Source organism: Flaviflexus equikiangi, from assembly GCF_014069875.1.
GTDB lineage: Bacteria > Actinomycetota > Actinomycetes > Actinomycetales > Actinomycetaceae > Flaviflexus > Flaviflexus equikiangi.
On the sequence record NZ_CP059676.1, the window covers coordinates 1 to 16,774 of the forward strand.

Annotated in this window: 15 protein-coding genes and 2 tRNA genes; 16 read left to right on the forward strand and 1 reads right to left on the reverse strand. The window is 59.1% G+C overall.

Going from position 1 to position 16,774, the window contains the following annotated elements:
- The first annotated feature begins 100 nt into the window (after positions 1–100).
- The 16 genes from dnaA (at position 101) to H2O75_RS00075 (ending at position 15,822) form a co-directional block, all read left to right on the forward strand.
- Complete coding sequence (dnaA, locus tag H2O75_RS00005; RefSeq protein WP_182171914.1) at positions 101–1,618, forward strand: chromosomal replication initiator protein DnaA; 1,518 nt, start codon at positions 101–103, stop codon at positions 1,616–1,618.
- A 376-nt stretch (positions 1,619–1,994) separates the two neighbouring features.
- Entirely contained in the window at positions 1,995–3,134 is a 1,140-nt protein-coding gene (dnaN, locus tag H2O75_RS00010; RefSeq protein WP_182171917.1) for a DNA polymerase III subunit beta, read from the forward strand.
- A gap of 56 nt (positions 3,135–3,190) precedes the next feature.
- Positions 3,191–4,384 carry a DNA replication/repair protein RecF gene (gene recF / locus H2O75_RS00015; protein ID WP_182171920.1) on the forward strand — a complete coding sequence of 398 codons (1,194 nt, stop codon included), beginning with the start codon at positions 3,191–3,193 and terminating at the stop codon, positions 4,382–4,384.
- A 73-nt stretch (positions 4,385–4,457) separates the two neighbouring features.
- Positions 4,458–4,967 carry a DciA family protein gene (locus H2O75_RS00020; RefSeq protein ID WP_259365345.1) on the forward strand — a complete coding sequence of 170 codons (510 nt, stop codon included), beginning with the start codon at positions 4,458–4,460 and terminating at the stop codon, positions 4,965–4,967.
- A gap of 156 nt (positions 4,968–5,123) precedes the next feature.
- Complete coding sequence (gene gyrB / locus H2O75_RS00025; RefSeq protein ID WP_259365256.1) at positions 5,124–7,184, forward strand: DNA topoisomerase (ATP-hydrolyzing) subunit B; 2,061 nt, start codon at positions 5,124–5,126, stop codon at positions 7,182–7,184.
- Positions 7,185–7,192: 8 nt separating this feature from the next.
- Positions 7,193–9,799, forward strand: coding sequence for a DNA gyrase subunit A (gene gyrA / locus H2O75_RS00030; RefSeq protein WP_220462741.1), 2,607 nt, complete (start codon positions 7,193–7,195; stop codon positions 9,797–9,799).
- A gap of 59 nt (positions 9,800–9,858) precedes the next feature.
- Complete coding sequence (locus H2O75_RS00035) at positions 9,859–10,200, forward strand: DUF3566 domain-containing protein (RefSeq protein WP_182174739.1); 342 nt, start codon at positions 9,859–9,861, stop codon at positions 10,198–10,200.
- 181 nt (positions 10,201–10,381) lie between these two features.
- Positions 10,382–10,455: transfer RNA gene (locus H2O75_RS00040), tRNA-Ile, on the forward strand.
- 20 nt (positions 10,456–10,475) lie between these two features.
- Entirely contained in the window at positions 10,476–10,601 is a 126-nt protein-coding gene (locus H2O75_RS10760) for a DLW-39 family protein (protein WP_220462742.1), read from the forward strand.
- Positions 10,602–10,674: transfer RNA gene (locus H2O75_RS00045), tRNA-Ala, on the forward strand.
- Positions 10,675–10,909: 235 nt separating this feature from the next.
- Positions 10,910–12,427: a molybdopterin-dependent oxidoreductase gene (locus H2O75_RS00050; protein ID WP_182171929.1), complete on the forward strand. Its 1,518-nt coding sequence runs from the start codon at positions 10,910–10,912 to the stop codon at positions 12,425–12,427.
- Positions 12,428–12,467: 40 nt separating this feature from the next.
- Complete coding sequence (locus tag H2O75_RS00055; RefSeq protein WP_182171932.1) at positions 12,468–12,668, forward strand: hypothetical protein; 201 nt, start codon at positions 12,468–12,470, stop codon at positions 12,666–12,668.
- 106 nt (positions 12,669–12,774) lie between these two features.
- The gene (locus H2O75_RS00060; protein ID WP_182171935.1) at positions 12,775–13,587 is read left to right on the forward strand and encodes an ABC transporter ATP-binding protein; all 813 of its coding nucleotides are present in this window, start codon (positions 12,775–12,777) and stop codon (positions 13,585–13,587) included.
- A complete protein-coding gene (locus H2O75_RS00065; RefSeq protein ID WP_182171938.1) occupies positions 13,584–14,243 on the forward strand; it encodes an ABC transporter permease in 660 nt (219 codons plus the stop codon). Before H2O75_RS00060 ends, H2O75_RS00065 begins: the two co-directional genes overlap by 4 nt.
- Positions 14,240–14,926 (forward strand): ABC transporter permease, encoded by a 687-nt coding sequence (locus H2O75_RS00070; protein WP_182171941.1) that lies wholly within the window; start codon positions 14,240–14,242, stop codon positions 14,924–14,926. The genes H2O75_RS00065 and H2O75_RS00070 overlap by 4 nt, the downstream gene beginning before the upstream one ends.
- Positions 14,923–15,822: an ABC transporter substrate-binding protein gene (locus H2O75_RS00075; protein ID WP_182171944.1), complete on the forward strand. Its 900-nt coding sequence runs from the start codon at positions 14,923–14,925 to the stop codon at positions 15,820–15,822. The genes H2O75_RS00070 and H2O75_RS00075 overlap by 4 nt, the downstream gene beginning before the upstream one ends.
- A 50-nt stretch (positions 15,823–15,872) precedes the next feature.
- Here the strand turns inward: H2O75_RS00075 and H2O75_RS00080 are convergent, their stop codons facing one another.
- Positions 15,873–16,637 (reverse strand): hypothetical protein, encoded by a 765-nt coding sequence (locus H2O75_RS00080; protein WP_182171947.1) that lies wholly within the window; start codon positions 16,635–16,637, stop codon positions 15,873–15,875.
- Between the last annotated feature and the right edge of the window lie 137 nt (positions 16,638–16,774).

A 16,774-nucleotide genomic window follows, 5' to 3' on the forward strand; every position in this document is an offset into this window, starting at 1 on the left:
GTGGAGAACAGGCCCTCTGTCCGGTGGAAAACCTGCTTCTCTGGCCTACTATGGTGCGAGTGGCCAAATAACGGCCATTGAACCCACAAGGAGAACCTCGATGACCGACTCGCGCGTTGCACTGGATGCTTGGACAGCAGCCATCGAACTGCTTCGCGCAGAAGATCTCCTCACCGATTCCCAGACTGCTTTCGTCCGGATGGCTCATCCTCTCGCAACGGTCGAGGATATTTTCGTCATCGCTGTCGGTTCTGAGTTCGTGAAGTCGTGGATCGAAGAGAACGTGTCGGCCGCTATGGAGGCGAAACTCTCCGACATTCTCGGCCGACAAAAAAGAGTGATGATTTCGGTGGACTCTGCGTTGGGGGAGGCTCCTCTCCAACAGACTCCGGCCGAGCCTATCCATACCCGCGGTTATATCCCCCAAGCACCGTCTTCATCGCCGGCCGTCCCTCCCACCCCAGGAACGCCAGTCGCCCCGCATGACGATTCGCTTTCCGTCGCCTCGGCCGCAGATGCTGCCGCCGACCAGCATCGCAGCCAGCCTCCGGCAACCGAGTCCGCCCTCCGCGCGGCCGGCCTGAATCCGCGATACACCTTCGATTCCTTCGTGATCGGAGAATCGAACAGGTTCGCACACGGAACATCGTTCGCGGTGGCGGAAGCACCGGGCCAGACTTACAGTCCCCTTTTCATCTACGGAAACTCCGGCATGGGAAAGACGCACCTCATGCACGCCATCGGGAACTATGCGCTCAATCTCTATCCCGATCTCAAGGTCAAATACGTGTCTGCCGAAGAATTCACGAATGACTTCGTCAACTCCCTCGGTGAGAACACAAAACACCTTTTCAAGGAGCGCTACCGCACGATCGACATTCTCCTGATCGATGACATTCAGTTCTTCGGCAAGAAAGAGGGCACGGTCGAGGAATTTTTCCATACCTTCAACGCACTCTCGAACGCCAACAAACAGATCGTCATCTCCTCGGATGTTGCGCCCCACCTTCTCAACGGCTTCGAGGAGCGGATGATTTCCCGCTTCGCGTCTGGCATCACGGCCAACATCACACCCCCTGATCTCGAGACCCGCATGGCGATCATCAACCGGAAAGCTGCCAGCGACAATATCCACGTCCCTCGGGATGTCACCGAATACATCGCAACAAAGGTCGCGACAAACGTCCGAGAGATCGAGGGCGCGCTGCGCCGAGTTACCGCATACTGCGATCTGTCGAAACAGCCCATCAGCGTTGCGGTTGCTGAGCTTGTCCTCAAGGACCTCATCACGGATCCCGATTCGCTCGAGATCACAGCCGGGCTCATCATGGCCCAGACTGCCAGCTATTTTCACATCACCATCGAGGATCTGACGTCTCCGGATCGAACACGTGTAACGGTGACAGCGCGCCAGATCGCCATGTACCTCTGCCGTGAACTGACTGATCTCTCGCTCCCGAAGATCGGCGATCTCTTCGGCGGGCGCGATCACACGACAGTTATGCATGCGTACAAGAAGATTTCGACGCAGATGGCGGAGAAGCAGACACTCTTCGGCGACGTGTCGACGCTCACAACCCAGATCAAGCAGGCGGCCTCGAAGACGGCCCGTCACTAAGGAAAAACCTTGATATCCACAGATTTTGTGGACAACTCCGGAAAAAGGCGCCTTTTCTGTGGATAACTAGAAGAAAATGTGGAAAGTAAATTCTGACGAATGGCTCAATCCACAGGGGCCCCGAGTTTTCCACAGTTCGACCCCCATGTGGTTCACAGGCCGAATGGCAAGAATGTGCCAAAAGATGTCGTTTTCAACATGTTCCACAGGGCCTACTACTACAACTACCTTTGAAGAATTGAAGAAAAATACGAGCCAACAGACGCCTCAAGTGGCTCGCTCACCTCTCGTGGGGACTTGAGATTCTCTGGTCACGCGAAGCGTCGAAGTCGCGTAAGGTAAGGCTAGTTACAAGTCTCATAGGAAGGACTCCAGGGTGGAGCTGAGGGTCGAACGCGACGTTCTTGCAGATGCTGTGACGTGGGCAGCCAAGACAATTCCCAGTCGCCCCGCCATTCCGGTACTCGCGGGCATCAAACTCGTGGCAGATAGCGAAGGCACTTTGCAGGTCTCTGCATACGATCCGGAGACGACCGCCCTTGTCGAGACTGAAGCAAGTGTTGATACTGCTGGCGAATGTCTTGTCAACGGACGCATCCTTGCAGATATTTGCCGGAGTCTTCCCAATAGGCCCGTCGATCTCACGCTCAATGGAACAAAGCTCGAAGTGGTCTGCGGCAACGCGCGCTTCTCCCTGCACTCCATGGCTCTCGACGAATATCCTGCTCTTCCCTCGACATCCGATGTCATCGGAACCGTCGACGGAGCCGAATGGCTGGAAGCCGTCAATCAGGTTTCCTCCGCAGCATCCCATGACGAGACACTGCCTTTGCTTGTGTCCGTCTGCGTTGAAATCGACGGCGAGAACATCACCCTCATGGCAACGGACCGCTACCGATTGGCCGTCCGCGAGCTCTCGTGGTCACCGTCCAAGACCGATGTGTCTGATCGGATTCTTGTCAAAGCATCGCGGCTGCTCGACATTGCGAAATCGTATGGCTCTGCAGGACAGATCACGTTCGCCCTGGACGAGGCTGGCAATGCCAAGATGATCGGTTTCGACGCCGTCGGCAGGCAGAGCACATCGCGCCTGATCGATGGCGATTACCCGCAGGTGCGTTCTCTGTTCCCGAAGGACATCAACGGCTATGCCGTCGTGTCCCGGGTCGAGCTTCTCGAGGCGATTAAGCGCTCCCGTATCGTCGTCGAACGAAATTCTGCTGTTCGTCTGTCCTTCAGCGAGGGTCAGGTGACGGTCGAGGCCGGTCAGGGCGGCGATTCCGCGCAGGCGAAGGAAGTCCTTCAGGCCAGCCTGAACGGCGAAGACATTACGATGGCCTTCAACCCGTCCTATCTGCAAGATGCTCTGACTGTGACGACCTCACCCTATGTTCGCATCTCCTTCACTCACTCAACCAAGCCGGCTGTTGTGTCTGCTCAGGAGGAACTCGGGGGTGACGACTCGCTGGACTTCCGCGTTCTGCTCATGCCGATTCGAGCATTCGGTGTGAACTAGTGTGAAGTCAGCGGTTCGTCAGGCTTCTCTAGGCACTGGCAGGAGATGTCGCTAACGTGTGGATCTCTCATCTCGCTCTCAACGACTTTCGTTCCTACACGGGCACGGTTCTCGAATTCTCCCCCGGAGTCACTATTTTTGTGGGAGAGAACGGCCAGGGCAAGACAAATCTGGTCGAGGCTATCGGCTATCTAGCAACCCTATCGTCGCATCGAGTCTCAGCTGATGCTGCCCTCGTCCGTCAGGGTGGCCCCGCAGCTGTCGTTCGTGCAAGGGCTCACGATGGTGATCATGAGACGATGCTCGAGATCGAGATTCTCGCCGGACGCGCGAACAGGGCGCGTCTCAATCGGGGAAACGCGAAACCGCGCGACCTTCTCGGGATTGTCAGAGCGGTGGTGTTCTCGCCTGAGGATCTTACGCTGGTCAATGGCGACCCCAGTGTCAGGAGGCGTTATCTCGACGAGGTGGCTATCCAGCAGCGGCCTCGCATGGCTCATATTCGTGCTGAATATGATCGTGTTCTACGGCAGAGAACTGCCCTGCTGAAGTCGGCCAGTATGGCGAAACGGCGCGGCCAGCCTATCGATCAGGTGAGCTTCTCTGTGTGGGACGAGCAGCTGGCTGAGCTTGGTGCCGTGATCATTGCACACCGCACCCAGATCGTGCGCTCTCTTCGTCCGCTTGTCAGGGCGCGATATGAGGAGATAGCTCCAGGCCGGGGCAGTACTCACCTCGCTTATCTGGCCAACGTGGATGACGATTCGAAGAATGTGCCGTCCTTTGACGTTCTCAACGAATCGAACGGCGGTTTGGGGGAGATCGAGGAGAGTCTTCTCGATGTTTCTGCTGTGAAAGAGCGCCTCCTTGCGGAGATTGATGAACTGAGAGACAGGGAGATCGACAGAGGTGTGAACCTGGTCGGTCCACATCGAGACGACCTGCTTCTCGGGCTGGGATCACTTCCCGCGAAGGGATTCGCCTCTCATGGCGAAACCTGGTCGTATGCTCTGTCATTGCGTTTGGCCGAATGGGAGCTCTTGCGCGGGGATGAGGGGGAATCCGATCCTCTTCTCATCCTCGACGATGTCTTCGCTGAGCTCGATTCGCGTCGGCGCTCTGCCCTGGCCTCGATCATCGGAGCGGAGCAGGTCTTCATCACCGCCGCGGTGGGTGATGATATCCCGCCGGAGCTGATGGGAACCCGTTTTCGAGTGCATGATGGAGAGGTGACGAAACTTGATCGTTGAGGAGGCTCGTGCCGCGGCGCGGCTGAAGTCGGGCGACGACGTCTGCCTGCGTGCTCTCGAACGGGCACGGGACATGCAGGAGCGACACGGTTATCGTCGAGTTCCCAAACCGAAGCCGTTCACGGGCAAAGGTCGTCCACGGGGAGATGTGTCGTCGGCCCAGGATCTTGCCGTGCAAACACCCGGGCCCGGATGGGGAGACGTAGGCTCCGGTCCGAGACCTTCGTGGAGAGACCCTCGGCCTATTGGGGAAACCCTGGGGAAGTTTGTCACCGGGTCTGGATGGTCTCGGCAGCTGTCGGTGGCAAAGCTTCGTAACTCGTGGGATGACATCGTCGGATCCACCGTCGCCAAGCACGCCGTCATCGACGAGTTCGAGGATGGGGTGTTGACGATTCTCGCGTCTTCTCACTCGTGGGCGGTCAATCTGCGGTCGCTTCTGCCTCAGGTCGAGAAGGCCATAGTCGATGCCATTGGGGAGGGGATCGTCGATGAGATCTCCGTCAAGAACCCGCAGCAGGTGTCATGGAAGCACGGCAGGTTTTCCGTGCCAGGACGCGGACCTCGGGATACGTACGATTAATCTCTCCCGAGTAGTTCATTTACTTAAATAGGGCTAGAATGAGACGAGCCCTAAATCTAGGCATACCTACTAGTTTTAGGGTCCAGGCCGACAGACGCGATTCTGTGCATGTTTTACAGCAGGTCTGGTCTGAAACAACAAAGGAGAATCCCGCACGTGGATGACGAACGCTCACACGAGACCCAAGGTCGGCGCCCAGGCACGGTCGATGTTAATCAGGCCTACGATGCCGCGGACATTACAGTCCTCGAAGGCCTCGAAGCGGTCCGCAAGAGGCCAGGCATGTACATCGGATCGACCGGTGAGCGTGGTCTCCATCACCTCGTCTACGAAGTGGTCGACAACTCGGTCGATGAAGCGCTTGCCGGCTATTGCGATCACATCGAGATCACTCTTCTCGAAGACGGCGGCGTCCGAGTGATCGACAACGGTCGAGGTATTCCTGTCGCGATGCACCCGACGGAGGGCAAGCCGGCAGTCGAGGTCGTCATGACCGTTCTGCACGCCGGCGGTAAGTTCGGCAATGGCGGCTACGCGGTGTCGGGCGGTCTGCACGGCGTCGGCATTTCGGTGGTGAACGCCCTCTCCACCCGCATGGCGACTGAGATCAAACGTGACGGTTTCCAGTGGACCATCGCATACGAAAACGGCGTGACGACGGAGCAGCTCGAACGCGGTGTCGAATCAGACGAGACTGGAACAACCCAGACATTCTGGCCCAATGCCGATATCTTCGAGACAGTCGAGTTCGATTTCGAGACGCTTCGCAAGCGCTTCCACCAGATGGCGTTCCTCAACAAGGGCCTGCGCATCACTCTCACCGACAATCGTCCGCAGGCTGTCGCCGAGGGCGATGAGGTGACGGGTGATGACGAGGGGACGACGAACGATCCTGTCCAGGGGCATCGCCAGGTCTCCTACAAATACGAAGGCGGTCTTCTCGACTACGTCAAGTTCCTCAACCACATGAAGAAGGTCGATCTGGTCAATCCAGAGCCGATCTACTTCGAAGCGGAGGACACGGAGAAGAAGATTTCCGTGGAAATCGCGATGCAGTGGACGAACGGATACTCCGAATCCATTCACACGTTCGCGAACACGATCAACACGACGGAGGGCGGCACCCACGAAGAGGGCTTCCGTTCGGCGTTGACGACCATCATCAACAAGTATGCGAGGGAGAAGGGCCTCCTCAAGGAGAAGGATCCCAATCTCTCGGGCGAGGATGTCCGTGAAGGCCTGACGGCCGTTATCTCGGTCAAGCTCGGTGAACCGCAGTTCGAGGGTCAGACGAAGACAAAGCTGGGCAATACCGAGGCCCGAACCTTCGTCCAGCAGCAGACATATCAACAGTTGGCCGACTGGTTCGATGCTCATCCCGCTGAAGCGCGCGACATCATCCGCAAATCGACCCAGGCATATCAGGCGCGTCTAGCCGCGCGTAAAGCCCGGGAAGCGACCCGACGCAAGTCGGTCCTCGAATCGGCGTCAATGCCCGGAAAGCTCAAGGACTGTACGTCGCGCAACCCTGCAGAGTGCGAGATCTATATCGTCGAGGGTGACTCCGCTGGCGGCTCTGCCGTCAACGGCCGAGATCCCATGCATCAGGCGATCTTGCCGATCCGCGGAAAGATCCTCAACGTCGAGAAGGCTCGGCTCGATCGCGCCCTCTCCTCAGACACCATCCAGTCGCTCATCACGGCCTTCGGTACGGGTGTCGGCGAAGAGTTCGACATCAGCAAGCTCCGCTATCACAAGATCATCTTCATGGCCGATGCTGACGTCGACGGACAGCATATTGCGACACTTCTCCTCACTCTCGTCTACCGGTACATGCGTCCGCTGATCGAGGAGGGCCGCGTCTTCCTCGCGATGCCGCCGCTCTACAGGATCAAGTGGACGAATGCTCCGCACGATTATGTTTTCTCTGACAAGGAGAAGGATGACGTGATGGAGGCAGGACTCGCGGCAGGAAAGAAGCTCCCGAAGGATAAGACCCAGGGCGCGATCCAGCGCTACAAGGGCTTGGGCGAGATGAACGATTCGGAACTGTGGGACACCACGATGAATCCCGTGACCCGAACGCTCAAACAGGTAGAGATCGGCGAGGCTGCGGCCACGGATGAGACCTTCTCCATTCTCATGGGCGAAGATGTCGAGTCCCGCAGAAGCTTCATCCAGCGCAATGCACATGACGTGCGTTTCCTCGATATTTAAGGGCAGCAGTGAGCGAAGAAGTAACCTCAACGTATAACCACGGCAATATTGTCGAGGTCGACCTCCAGCGGGAGATGGAGCGGTCCTATCTCGACTACTCCATGTCCGTCATTGTCGGACGCGCACTTCCCGATGTTCGCGACGGCATGAAGCCCGTCCACCGCCGCGTCGTCTACGCGATGTGGGATGGCGGATATCGGCCGAACAGCTCCTTCTCGAAGTCGGCGAAGATCGTCGGCGACGTCATGGGCCACTATCACCCGCACGGCGACTCCGCCATCTACGACACGATGGTGCGTCTCGTCCAACCGTGGACCATGCGCTATCCGCTCGTGTCGGGGCAGGGCAACTTCGGTACGGCAGGCGATCTGGGAGCCGCAGCGCCCCGATACACCGAGGCTCGGATGGCGCCCCTGGCTGTCGAAATGGTTCGGGATATCGACCAGGAGACGGTCGACTTCGAACCGAACTACGACGGTTCGCTCCTGGAACCCAAGGTTCTGACGTCGCGTTTCCCCAATCTTCTCGTCAACGGCTCGGAGGGCATCGCGGTCGGTATGGCGACCCGCATTCCTCCCCACAATCTTCGCGAGGTCGCTGCGGGTGCGCAGTGGTTCCTCGAGAACCCGGACGTGACGAAAGAGGAGCTTCTCGAGGAGCTGCTCCACCACATCAAGGGCCCGGACTTCCCGACAGGGGCAACGATTCTCGGGAAGAAGGGAATCGAGGAGGCCTATCGCACCGGCCGCGGCTCCATCACCCAACGAGCTGTCGTCGAGGTCGACGAGATCAATGGGCGCCAGTGTCTCGTCATCACGGATCTGCCCTATCAGGTGAATCCTGACCGGCTTCTCGAGAAGATGGTCGAGGGGATCAAAGAGGGCCGTCTCCCGGGGATCGCCGATATTCGTGACGAGACCTCGGGCCGCGCCGGGCAGCGCATCGTCATCGTTCTCAAGCGTGATGCTGTTGCGAAGGTTGTTCTCAACAACCTGTACAAGCACACACAGATGCAGAACAACTTCCCCGCCAACATGCTTGCCCTCGTGGATGGTGTCCCGAGGACACTCTCCCTCGACGGCTTCATTCGGCACTGGGTATCCCACCAGATCGAGGTTATCCAACGGCGGACAACGTTCCGTCTGCGGAAGGCGAAGGAACTGCTCCACATCCTCACCGCTTATCTCAAGGCACTCGATAATCTTGACGAGGTTATCGCTCTGATCCGGCGCTCCCCGACAGCAGATGTGGCGCGCGAGGGACTTATCGAGCTTCTCGACATCGATACGGAACAGGCAAATGCGATCCTGTCACTCCAGCTGCGCCGCCTGGCAGCCCTTGAACGTCAGAAGATCCTCGACGATTACGCGAAGGCTGAAGCAGAGGTTCTCGACTACGAGGATATTCTTGCCAGGCCCGAGCGGCAGCGGTCCATCATCTCCCAGGAGCTGAAGGAAATTGTCGACAAGTATGGTGACGAGAGGCGGACGAAGATCCTCCCCTTCGATGGGGAGATGTCTGTCGAGGACCTTATTCCTGAAGAAGATGTCGTCGTCACTGTCACGCGAGGCGGATTCGCCAAGCGGACCAAGGTGTCGGAGTACAGAGCCCAGCATCGCGGCGGCAAGGGAGTGAAGGGGGCGTCGCTCCGGGGCGATGATGTCATCGACCGCTTCGGCGTTGCCTCCACGCACGACTGGCACCTGTTCTTCACGAATCTCGGTCGGGTCTACCGGATCAAGGGATACGAGATCCCTGAGGGCGGTCGGGATGCGAAGGGGCAGCATGTCGCGAACCTCCTGGCATTCCAGCCGGGTGAACATATCGTGACAGCCCTCAATATTTCGTCCTACCAGGATGCCGAATATCTGGTCCTTGCGACGCAGGACGGCCTGGTCAAGAAGACGAAGCTTGCCGACTATGATTCGCCGAGAACCGGAGGACTTATCGCCATCAAGCTGCGTGAGCACGTCGATGGGTCGACCGATCAGGTTGTGGCTGCCCGCCTTGTGGACGATGGTGACGACATTCTCCTCGTCTCGAAGAAGGGCCAGTCTCTGCGCTTCACGGCGAACGACGAGACGCTGCGCCCGATGGGGCGATCAACGTCGGGTGTGCGAGGCATGAAGTTCCGCGACGAGGACTGCCTGCTGTCGATGGATGTGGTCCGCGACGATTCTGAAGTCTTCGTCGTCACGGAGGGCGGCTTCGCCAAGCGCACCATCGTGTCGCAGTACCGGGCGCAGGGCAGGGGCGGGTACGGCATCAAGGTTGCCAACCTTGTCGAAGAGCGGGGCGATCTCGTCGGTGCTCTCATCACTGAACCGACCGACGAGGTCCTTGTCATCATGAACTCGGGCAAGATCGTGCGATCCGCGGTCGCCGAAGTGTCGTTGACAGGACGCAACACGCAGGGCGTCATGTTCGCAAGGCCCGATAGCAGCGACAAGATCGTTGCTCTTGCGAGGAACGTTGAACGTGTCGAGGACGTCCTCGAGGAGGATGTCGTCAGTGACACACCGGCCGAGGATTCTGCGACAACGGATGAAGACGATGCTTCCCGTGGGGTACCGTCTAATCAAGACCAAACCGGCATTGAGGACGACGAGTCATGAGCGTGAAGACAGAAGGTACGCAGGTTGCTACGCAGCGAGGAGGCATCCGGCGCGCGCATATGACCATCTCGAGGATTGACCCGTGGTCGGCTCTCAAGGTGTCCTTCCTGCTCGCGGTCGGCATCGGTGTCATGACCGTCATCTCGACGGTCGTGGTGTGGAACGTCTTGGATGCGATGAATGTGTTCGCCTCGATCAGGGACCTCCTCGAGACACTCGGCTCCGCGCCGCTGCTGGAACTCATACAGTATCTCGAGTTCGGCCGGGTGGTCTCTTTCTCGATCATCGTCGCCGTCATCGACATCGTGCTCTTGACGTTCCTCGGCGCAATCATCGCAGTGCTCTACAACCTGATTGCGATGCTCGTCGGCGGCACTCACATCACCATCACCGATGAGTAGGACCTTCGGGTTAGCATCTCCCAGACAATCACGATAAGATAACGGAAGTGCCGTGGCCGCCAGTTGAATCATCCTGGCGGCCACGAGACATTCCAAGTGTCGGCAGGGTCACTTCGCGCAGGTTTTGTTCCAAGGCTAAGCGTGAGATAACCTAGTTTGGCACGTTACCAACAGGTAATAGGGGCCTATAGCTCAGTCGGTTAGAGCGCTTCCCTGATAAGGAAGAGGTCGCTGGTTCGAGTCCAGCTAGGCCCACACCCGTACGATTGGTTAGCATGAAGAAGTTCGCAGTAGTCATCATTGCCAGTGGCCTTGGTTACATGGCCTGGTTGAAGATTGCGGCGGACCGTGCAAATCAGGCAGTATGGGAAGAGGTTGCGGATCCAACTCCAGCAATCTAAGGGGCTATGGCGCAATTGGTAGCGCATCTGCTTTGCAAGCAGAGGGTTCGGGGTTCGAGTCCCCGTGGCTCCACAGAGAACGCGGCACATGGTGCCGCGTTTTTTTGTGCGCCCTGACTCGTATGGCCGTCCTGCGACCCGATACTGCATAGTTTCCCACGTCCTAGCCGCAGCGGAAGTTGGCCTGCGCCGTCGTTGAAATGATCCCTCAAAGCGTTGACTGGGAGCATTTTCTCCAATTCCCCCATTTAATACGGATATAACCGTATTATTAGGTTTAACCAGGTGGTTCGAGTCAAGGAGAAATTGTGGACCCCGATTTTCCGCTGTGGCTGCGCGCCATGCATCTCATGAACTTTGTTCTGATCGGCATCCTGCTTCGGAGCGGATGGGAGATGCTCTCCTCTCTTCCACGTCTGTGGTGGCGAAACGATTGTGCCCCCGGTACTGAATGGCTCCGCTTCACGAAGCGGAAGCTCCCGAAAGAGGAGGGCGTCTATACATCGCTCATGGACGAACGAAGCCTGAGCCCACTGATCTCGCTCCCGGGGAAGAAGAACATCGGTCTGGGACGCCACTGGCACGGCCTGGGGACCACGCTATGGCTCATCAACGGTCTTGCCTACGTCATCCTTCTCTTCGCGACCGGCCTGTGGCGGCGCATCATCCCCACATCGTGGGATGTATTCCCTCAGGCGTGGGAGTCCCTGACGATCTACCTGGGTTTCGGAAAGCCGTCGATCGAACACTTCCAGCCGTATGATGCGCTGCAGATGCTGGGATACACGACGATCATTTTTGTCGTCGCACCACTCATGATCCTCACGGGGCTCGCCATGGCACCGGCGATCCGGTCTCGCTTCCCCCGCTACGTCAAGATGCTCGGCGGCCACCAGGGAGCACGATCGATCCACTTCATCTGCATGGTGATCATGACGCTCTTCATCATCATGCACGTCAGCCTCGTCTTCCTCGTCCATGCGGAACACAACCTGCCGAAGATGATGTTCGGGTCTGACGATCCGGCACGCTACGCTCAAGCCTTCACCGTCGCGGTGGCGATGATCATCGCCGTCATCGCATTCTGGATCGCACTCAGCTACATCTCCCTTGCCGACCGCCCGCGGATGCAGCGCTTCCTTGTCGCCGTGACGGAACCGGTTCGACGTGTCGCTTTCGGCTGGATGAAACCGCGGAACCGGAACCAGACCGCATATACGGAGAAGGACATCTCAGAGTTCCACTGGACCAACGGCCTGCCGCCGACCGCGGACGAGTCCGTCGAATGGCTGGAGATGAGAGACAACGACTGGGCGGACTGGCGACTGCACGTCGGCGGCGACATGATCGACTCATCCCTTGAACTCACACTGGACGACGTCAAGGCACTGCCGGCGCACGACTATATTGCGACCCACACGTGCATGCAGGGATGGTCGGCAACATCGCGATGGACGGGAGCCCGTCTCGAGGACATTCTCGCCCTTCTCGGGCCGCGACCCGCAACAGCGAAGTATGTCATGATCACCTCGCACGGCCTAGCGCAGGAGATGATCGACCATCGGCCCCGCGAACCGTTCTATGCGGTCATCGACCTCGAGACGCTGCACGAGGACGACACGGTGCTGACATACTCCCGTAACGGTCAACCACTCGAGTCTCATCTCGGAGCTCCCGCACGACTCCGCGTCGAGTCGAACCACGGATACAAGATGGTGAAGTGGGTGAAATCCATCGAATGGATAGAAGACTATTCCGTCTATGGCGATGGTCGAGGCGGGACCCGCGAAGATTCTGCGCTCCAGGCCTTCAACGGCCGGATTTAGGAGATAACCGATGATAGCGACAATCTATCGACTTCATGGAGTGTCGACAGACGACGACATCCTCAACCTGAGACTGACAGTCAGTTCCTACGATGAACAGGTCGGAGGGGTGTCTTTCGAACGTCTGGCAGACGGCTCGACGCTCATGATTATCAAGCATCGAGAGGGGACGCTCCTGTCGACGGAGAACATTTCCCGACTCGTCCAAGAGGCCGGTCCGTTCACAATGGAGACGATGTGAGAGATCCGCAGACGGCATAAATAGCTGTAAAAAACGCGTTCCGGGGCACGACACGTGCGGCAACTCGCTAAGCTGGTCCCACTGCCGACTACAGTGAGGACCACTCGTGATCCAATTCCGCGATGTTGGAAAGACCTATCCGGACGGCACCGTTGCCGTTCACAGCTTCAGCTACACCGCTGATGAGGGGAAGATCGTTGCGCTTGTCGGAGCATCCGGATCCGGGAAGACGACGCTGCTTCGCATGGTCAATCGGATGGTCGAACCGTCGCGCGGATCGGTCTGGGTCGACGGAGAGGATGTCTCCACGGTTGACCGGGTCGCGCTGAGACGATCGATCGGCTACGTCCTGCAGGCCGGTGGTCTCCTCCCTCACCGCACCGTGATCGACAATGTCGCGACTGTTCCCATGCTTCTCGGAGTGCCTCGCCGCCAGGCGCGCATGGCAGCGGGGGAGCTCCTGGAGCGAGTCGGCCTCGACCAGACGATGGGGCGGCGCTATCCCTCCCAGCTGTCGGGAGGTCAGCAGCAGAGGGTCGGCGTTGCGCGGGCACTTGCCGCGAACCCCAAGGTCATGCTCATGGATGAGCCATTCGGAGCGGTCGATCCCATCGTGCGTCGGGAACTGCAGGACGAACTGAAGCGGCTCCAGAGTGATCTGGGAAAGACCATCATTCTCGTCACGCACGACATTGACGAGGCTTTCCACGTGGGGCACGAGGTCGTCCTCCTTCGGGAAGGCGGGGAGATCGTCCAATCGGGAGTCCCGGAGGAGATTCTCGCCCATCCGCGCAACCAGTATGTTCGGGACTTCATCGGGGCAGACAGAGCTGAACGGAACTTCTCCATCCGCACCATCGACGGCCGGCAGATCGTCATCGATGGCGATGGTCGCCCGGCAGGGCTGCTGAACCCATGACCTGGCTCTCCTACTCGTGGGGGCATATCGCCGATCTGCTTCTTATTCACCTGGCGATCACGATCCCTCCGATCCTCATCTCGATTCTTATCGCCGTGCCGATCGGCAGACTCGCGTTTCGCTATCCCCGCCTCGGCGGGCCACTTCTGTCCGCATCGACCCTGCTGTACGCAATCCCCGCGCTGCCGCTCCTCATCATCATTCCCGTTCTTTTCGGGACCTCGCTGAGATCGTCCGCCACGATCACGATCGCGCTCACCGTCTATGGGGTTGCCCTGCTTGTGCGAAGTGCGGCAGATGGTTTCGAGTCGGTCGATCCGGCCGTGCGCCAGGCGGCGCTAGCCGTGGGCTACTCGAAACGGCACATGCTGTGGCTCGTGGACCTGCCCTTGGCCACCCCCGTCATCGTGTCCGGCATCCGCGTCGTCACAGTCAGCACGGTGGGACTGACGACCATCGGCGCACTCGTCGGCATCCAGAGCCTCGGCAGTCTCTTCACCGATGGGTTCCAGCGGGACATCCCGGCGTCGATCGTGACCGGTATCGTTCTCACCGTCATCGTTGCTCTCGCCCTCGATGCCCTCGTTCAACTGATCGGCTACCTCCTGACGCCCTGGACGCGTGCGGGATCAAGCCGGGGGGTGGGTGTCTCATGATCCTCAACGACACGCTTGACTGGCTCCTCGACAGTGCACGATGGTCCGGAAGCGGCAGCATCCCCCAGCGGGTGGGGGAGCACCTCGCCATCACTTTCATCGTCGTCCTCATCGCCGCCACGATCGCCATCCCCATCGGTGTGATGATCGGGCACAAGCGGCGCGGCAAGGCCTTCGTCGTCGGTGTTGCGGGAGCACTGCGAGCTATCCCCTCCCTCGGCCTGCTCACCCTCGTGGGTCTCTCGGTGGGCATCGGACTCCAGGCGCCTCTCGTCACGCTCGTCGTCCTCGCTATCCCCTCCCTCTTGGCGGGAGCATACTCGGGAGTCGAGTCCGTCAATCGTCAGACGGTGGATGCTGCGAGGGCACTGGGTATGAGCGAACCACAGATCGTGTGGAAGGTGGAGCTGCCCCTCGCTTCCCCCGTGATCGTCGGCGGCATACGAGCCGCCACCCTGCAGGTTGTCGCCACCGCAACCCTCGCGGCATATGTGGCGGATTTCGGTCTCGGCCGGTACGTCTTCTCCGGGCTCAAAGGTGGGGACTACTCACCGATGCTTGCGGGCGCACTTCTCGTCACGATACTCGCGATCATCCTCGAGCTGATCCTTGCGTCGATCCATCGAGCATCACGTAGACTCGCATATCCAGTCGGTATAGCCACCGTGAAGGGAACACCATGAAACGAACACTTGCCCTCCTGACCATCCTCGGTCTGGGGATGGGAGCCTGCTCGAGCGACGATCCGCTGGCGGACGATGCCGGCGGAGATCAGGGAGAATCCCGGGCGATCGTCATCGGATCCCAGGATTACTATTCGAACGAGATCATCGCAGAGATCTATGCGCAGGCACTGGAAGCCGAAGGTTTCAAGGTCGAACGAGAGTTCCGGATCGGCCAGCGCGAGGCCTACGTTCCAGACATTGAATCGGGAGCCATCGATCTCTTCCCCGAATACTCCGGCCCGCTGCTGCGGTATTGGGCGGGCGAAACCGACGTTCGGGAGGCAAGCGAGGTTCACCGAGAGCTTGTCGAGATCGCACCGGAGGGAGTACGCGTCCTCGAATACTCCCCGGCCACAGACCAGGATGCCTACTTCGTGACGCGAGAGTTCGCTGAAGAGTGGGATCTCGAATCTTTGGGCGACCTAGCCAATGTCACCGTACCGATGACGATCGGCGGCAACTCTGAGCTCGAAACGCGGCCCAATGGTCCACAGGGGCTGCTCGATGTCTACGGGATCGAGGTCGGCTTTACCCCGATCGAAGACGGCGGCGGCCAGCTCACCGTCAACGCTCTCGAGGCGGGCGACATCCAGATGGCACTGATCTACACAGCCGATCCGAAGATCGCTGATCTTGACGTTGTCATGCTCGAGGACACGGAGAGCATGTTCTTGGCCTCTCACGTCGTGCCCCTCGCGTCTGACAATGTCGATGAGCAGGCTGAAGAGATCATCAACCGCATCAGTGCGGCCATGGATACCGATCAGCTCGTTGCGCTCAATGCACGATCTGTCAACGATCAGCTACCGGCATCAACAATCGCAGCCGACTGGCTGGCAGATCAGAACTTCTAGATAGGTGAAGGCCCGAACACCGCATGGTGCTCGGGCCTTCACTCATGACACTACTTGGTGTCGGGCTTTCCGAGATCTGACTTGTCGTCAGCCTCGGCCAGTCCCGCCTGGGCGGCGGCCTCAGCCTCTGAGAGAGCAGGCTTGTCGACCTTCTCTGCCGGCACCGGGTCGTTGACTACTGCCTCGGCTTCGGCCAGAGGATCGGAGTTCCGTGCAGCGGCGTCTTCAGCGGCGATGTCCTCCCAGTAGGCTTCCGCCCACGGATCCTCGATCGGCTGATTCCTCTTCCACACGAAGTAGCCGATTCCGGCTGCGGAAGCCGCGACGAGTGCCCAACCGAGCTTGCACTTCTTCTTCTGCTTGGGCTGCGTCTTCAATGCCTTCGATGAGGCCTCGGAGATGGCAAGCGCCTTCGTCTTGAGGTCAGCATCCTTGGCGGCCTCTTCGCGTGCCGCCTCCGCGGCGGCGCGCAGACGCGGCAGGTATTCCTGCTCCCACACTTCACTTGCATTGTGCGTCGCGTCCTGTGCCTTCCGCGACGCATTCTCGATCTTCGGAGCGGCCCACTTGGCGCTCTGGTCCGCGTAGCGCTTCGCCTGCTTGCTCGCACGCGTCGCGTAGACATTCGCCTCGCCCGACGCCTTCTCTGCGAAGTGCTTCGTGTTTTCGCCAACGTGCTTGGCGTATTCGCTCAGGCCACCCGCGCGGGTGCCGAGCAGGTCTGCCCACTCGCCCAACTGGCGGCTGAGCACCTCTCCGAGTTCCCCAGTCTGGGATTTCGCCAGTGCTGGAGCGGTCTTCTTCTGGCCGAACATACGACACCTCCATGTGGATTCGACTAACTCTATGAAGTCTATCTCTCATCAAACAGCTTCGCTCGCATTGGTTTAAGTTGCCGCGCGAAATACGCCGATGGCGCAAGGAGATGTTGGGCGTCGACGGGGGTTAGTGG

What these genes read in the sequence shown, in the direction of transcription:
- dnaA (WP_182171914.1), top strand. Translation starts at nt 101, where the DNA reads ATGACCGACTCGCGCGTTGCACTGGATGCTTGGACAGCAGCCATCGAA.
- H2O75_RS00020 (WP_259365345.1), top strand. Translation starts at nt 4,458, where the DNA reads ATGCAGGAGCGACACGGTTATCGTCGAGTTCCCAAACCGAAGCCGTTC.
- H2O75_RS00035 (WP_182174739.1), top strand. Translation starts at nt 9,859, where the DNA reads ATGACCATCTCGAGGATTGACCCGTGGTCGGCTCTCAAGGTGTCCTTC.
- H2O75_RS10760 (WP_220462742.1), top strand. Translation starts at nt 10,476, where the DNA reads ATGAAGAAGTTCGCAGTAGTCATCATTGCCAGTGGCCTTGGTTACATG.
- H2O75_RS00065 (WP_182171938.1), top strand. Translation starts at nt 13,584, where the DNA reads ATGACCTGGCTCTCCTACTCGTGGGGGCATATCGCCGATCTGCTTCTT.
- H2O75_RS00070 (WP_182171941.1), top strand. Translation starts at nt 14,240, where the DNA reads ATGATCCTCAACGACACGCTTGACTGGCTCCTCGACAGTGCACGATGG.
- H2O75_RS00075 (WP_182171944.1), top strand. Translation starts at nt 14,923, where the DNA reads ATGAAACGAACACTTGCCCTCCTGACCATCCTCGGTCTGGGGATGGGA.
- H2O75_RS00080 (WP_182171947.1), bottom strand. Translation starts at nt 16,637, where the DNA reads ATGTTCGGCCAGAAGAAGACCGCTCCAGCACTGGCGAAATCCCAGACT.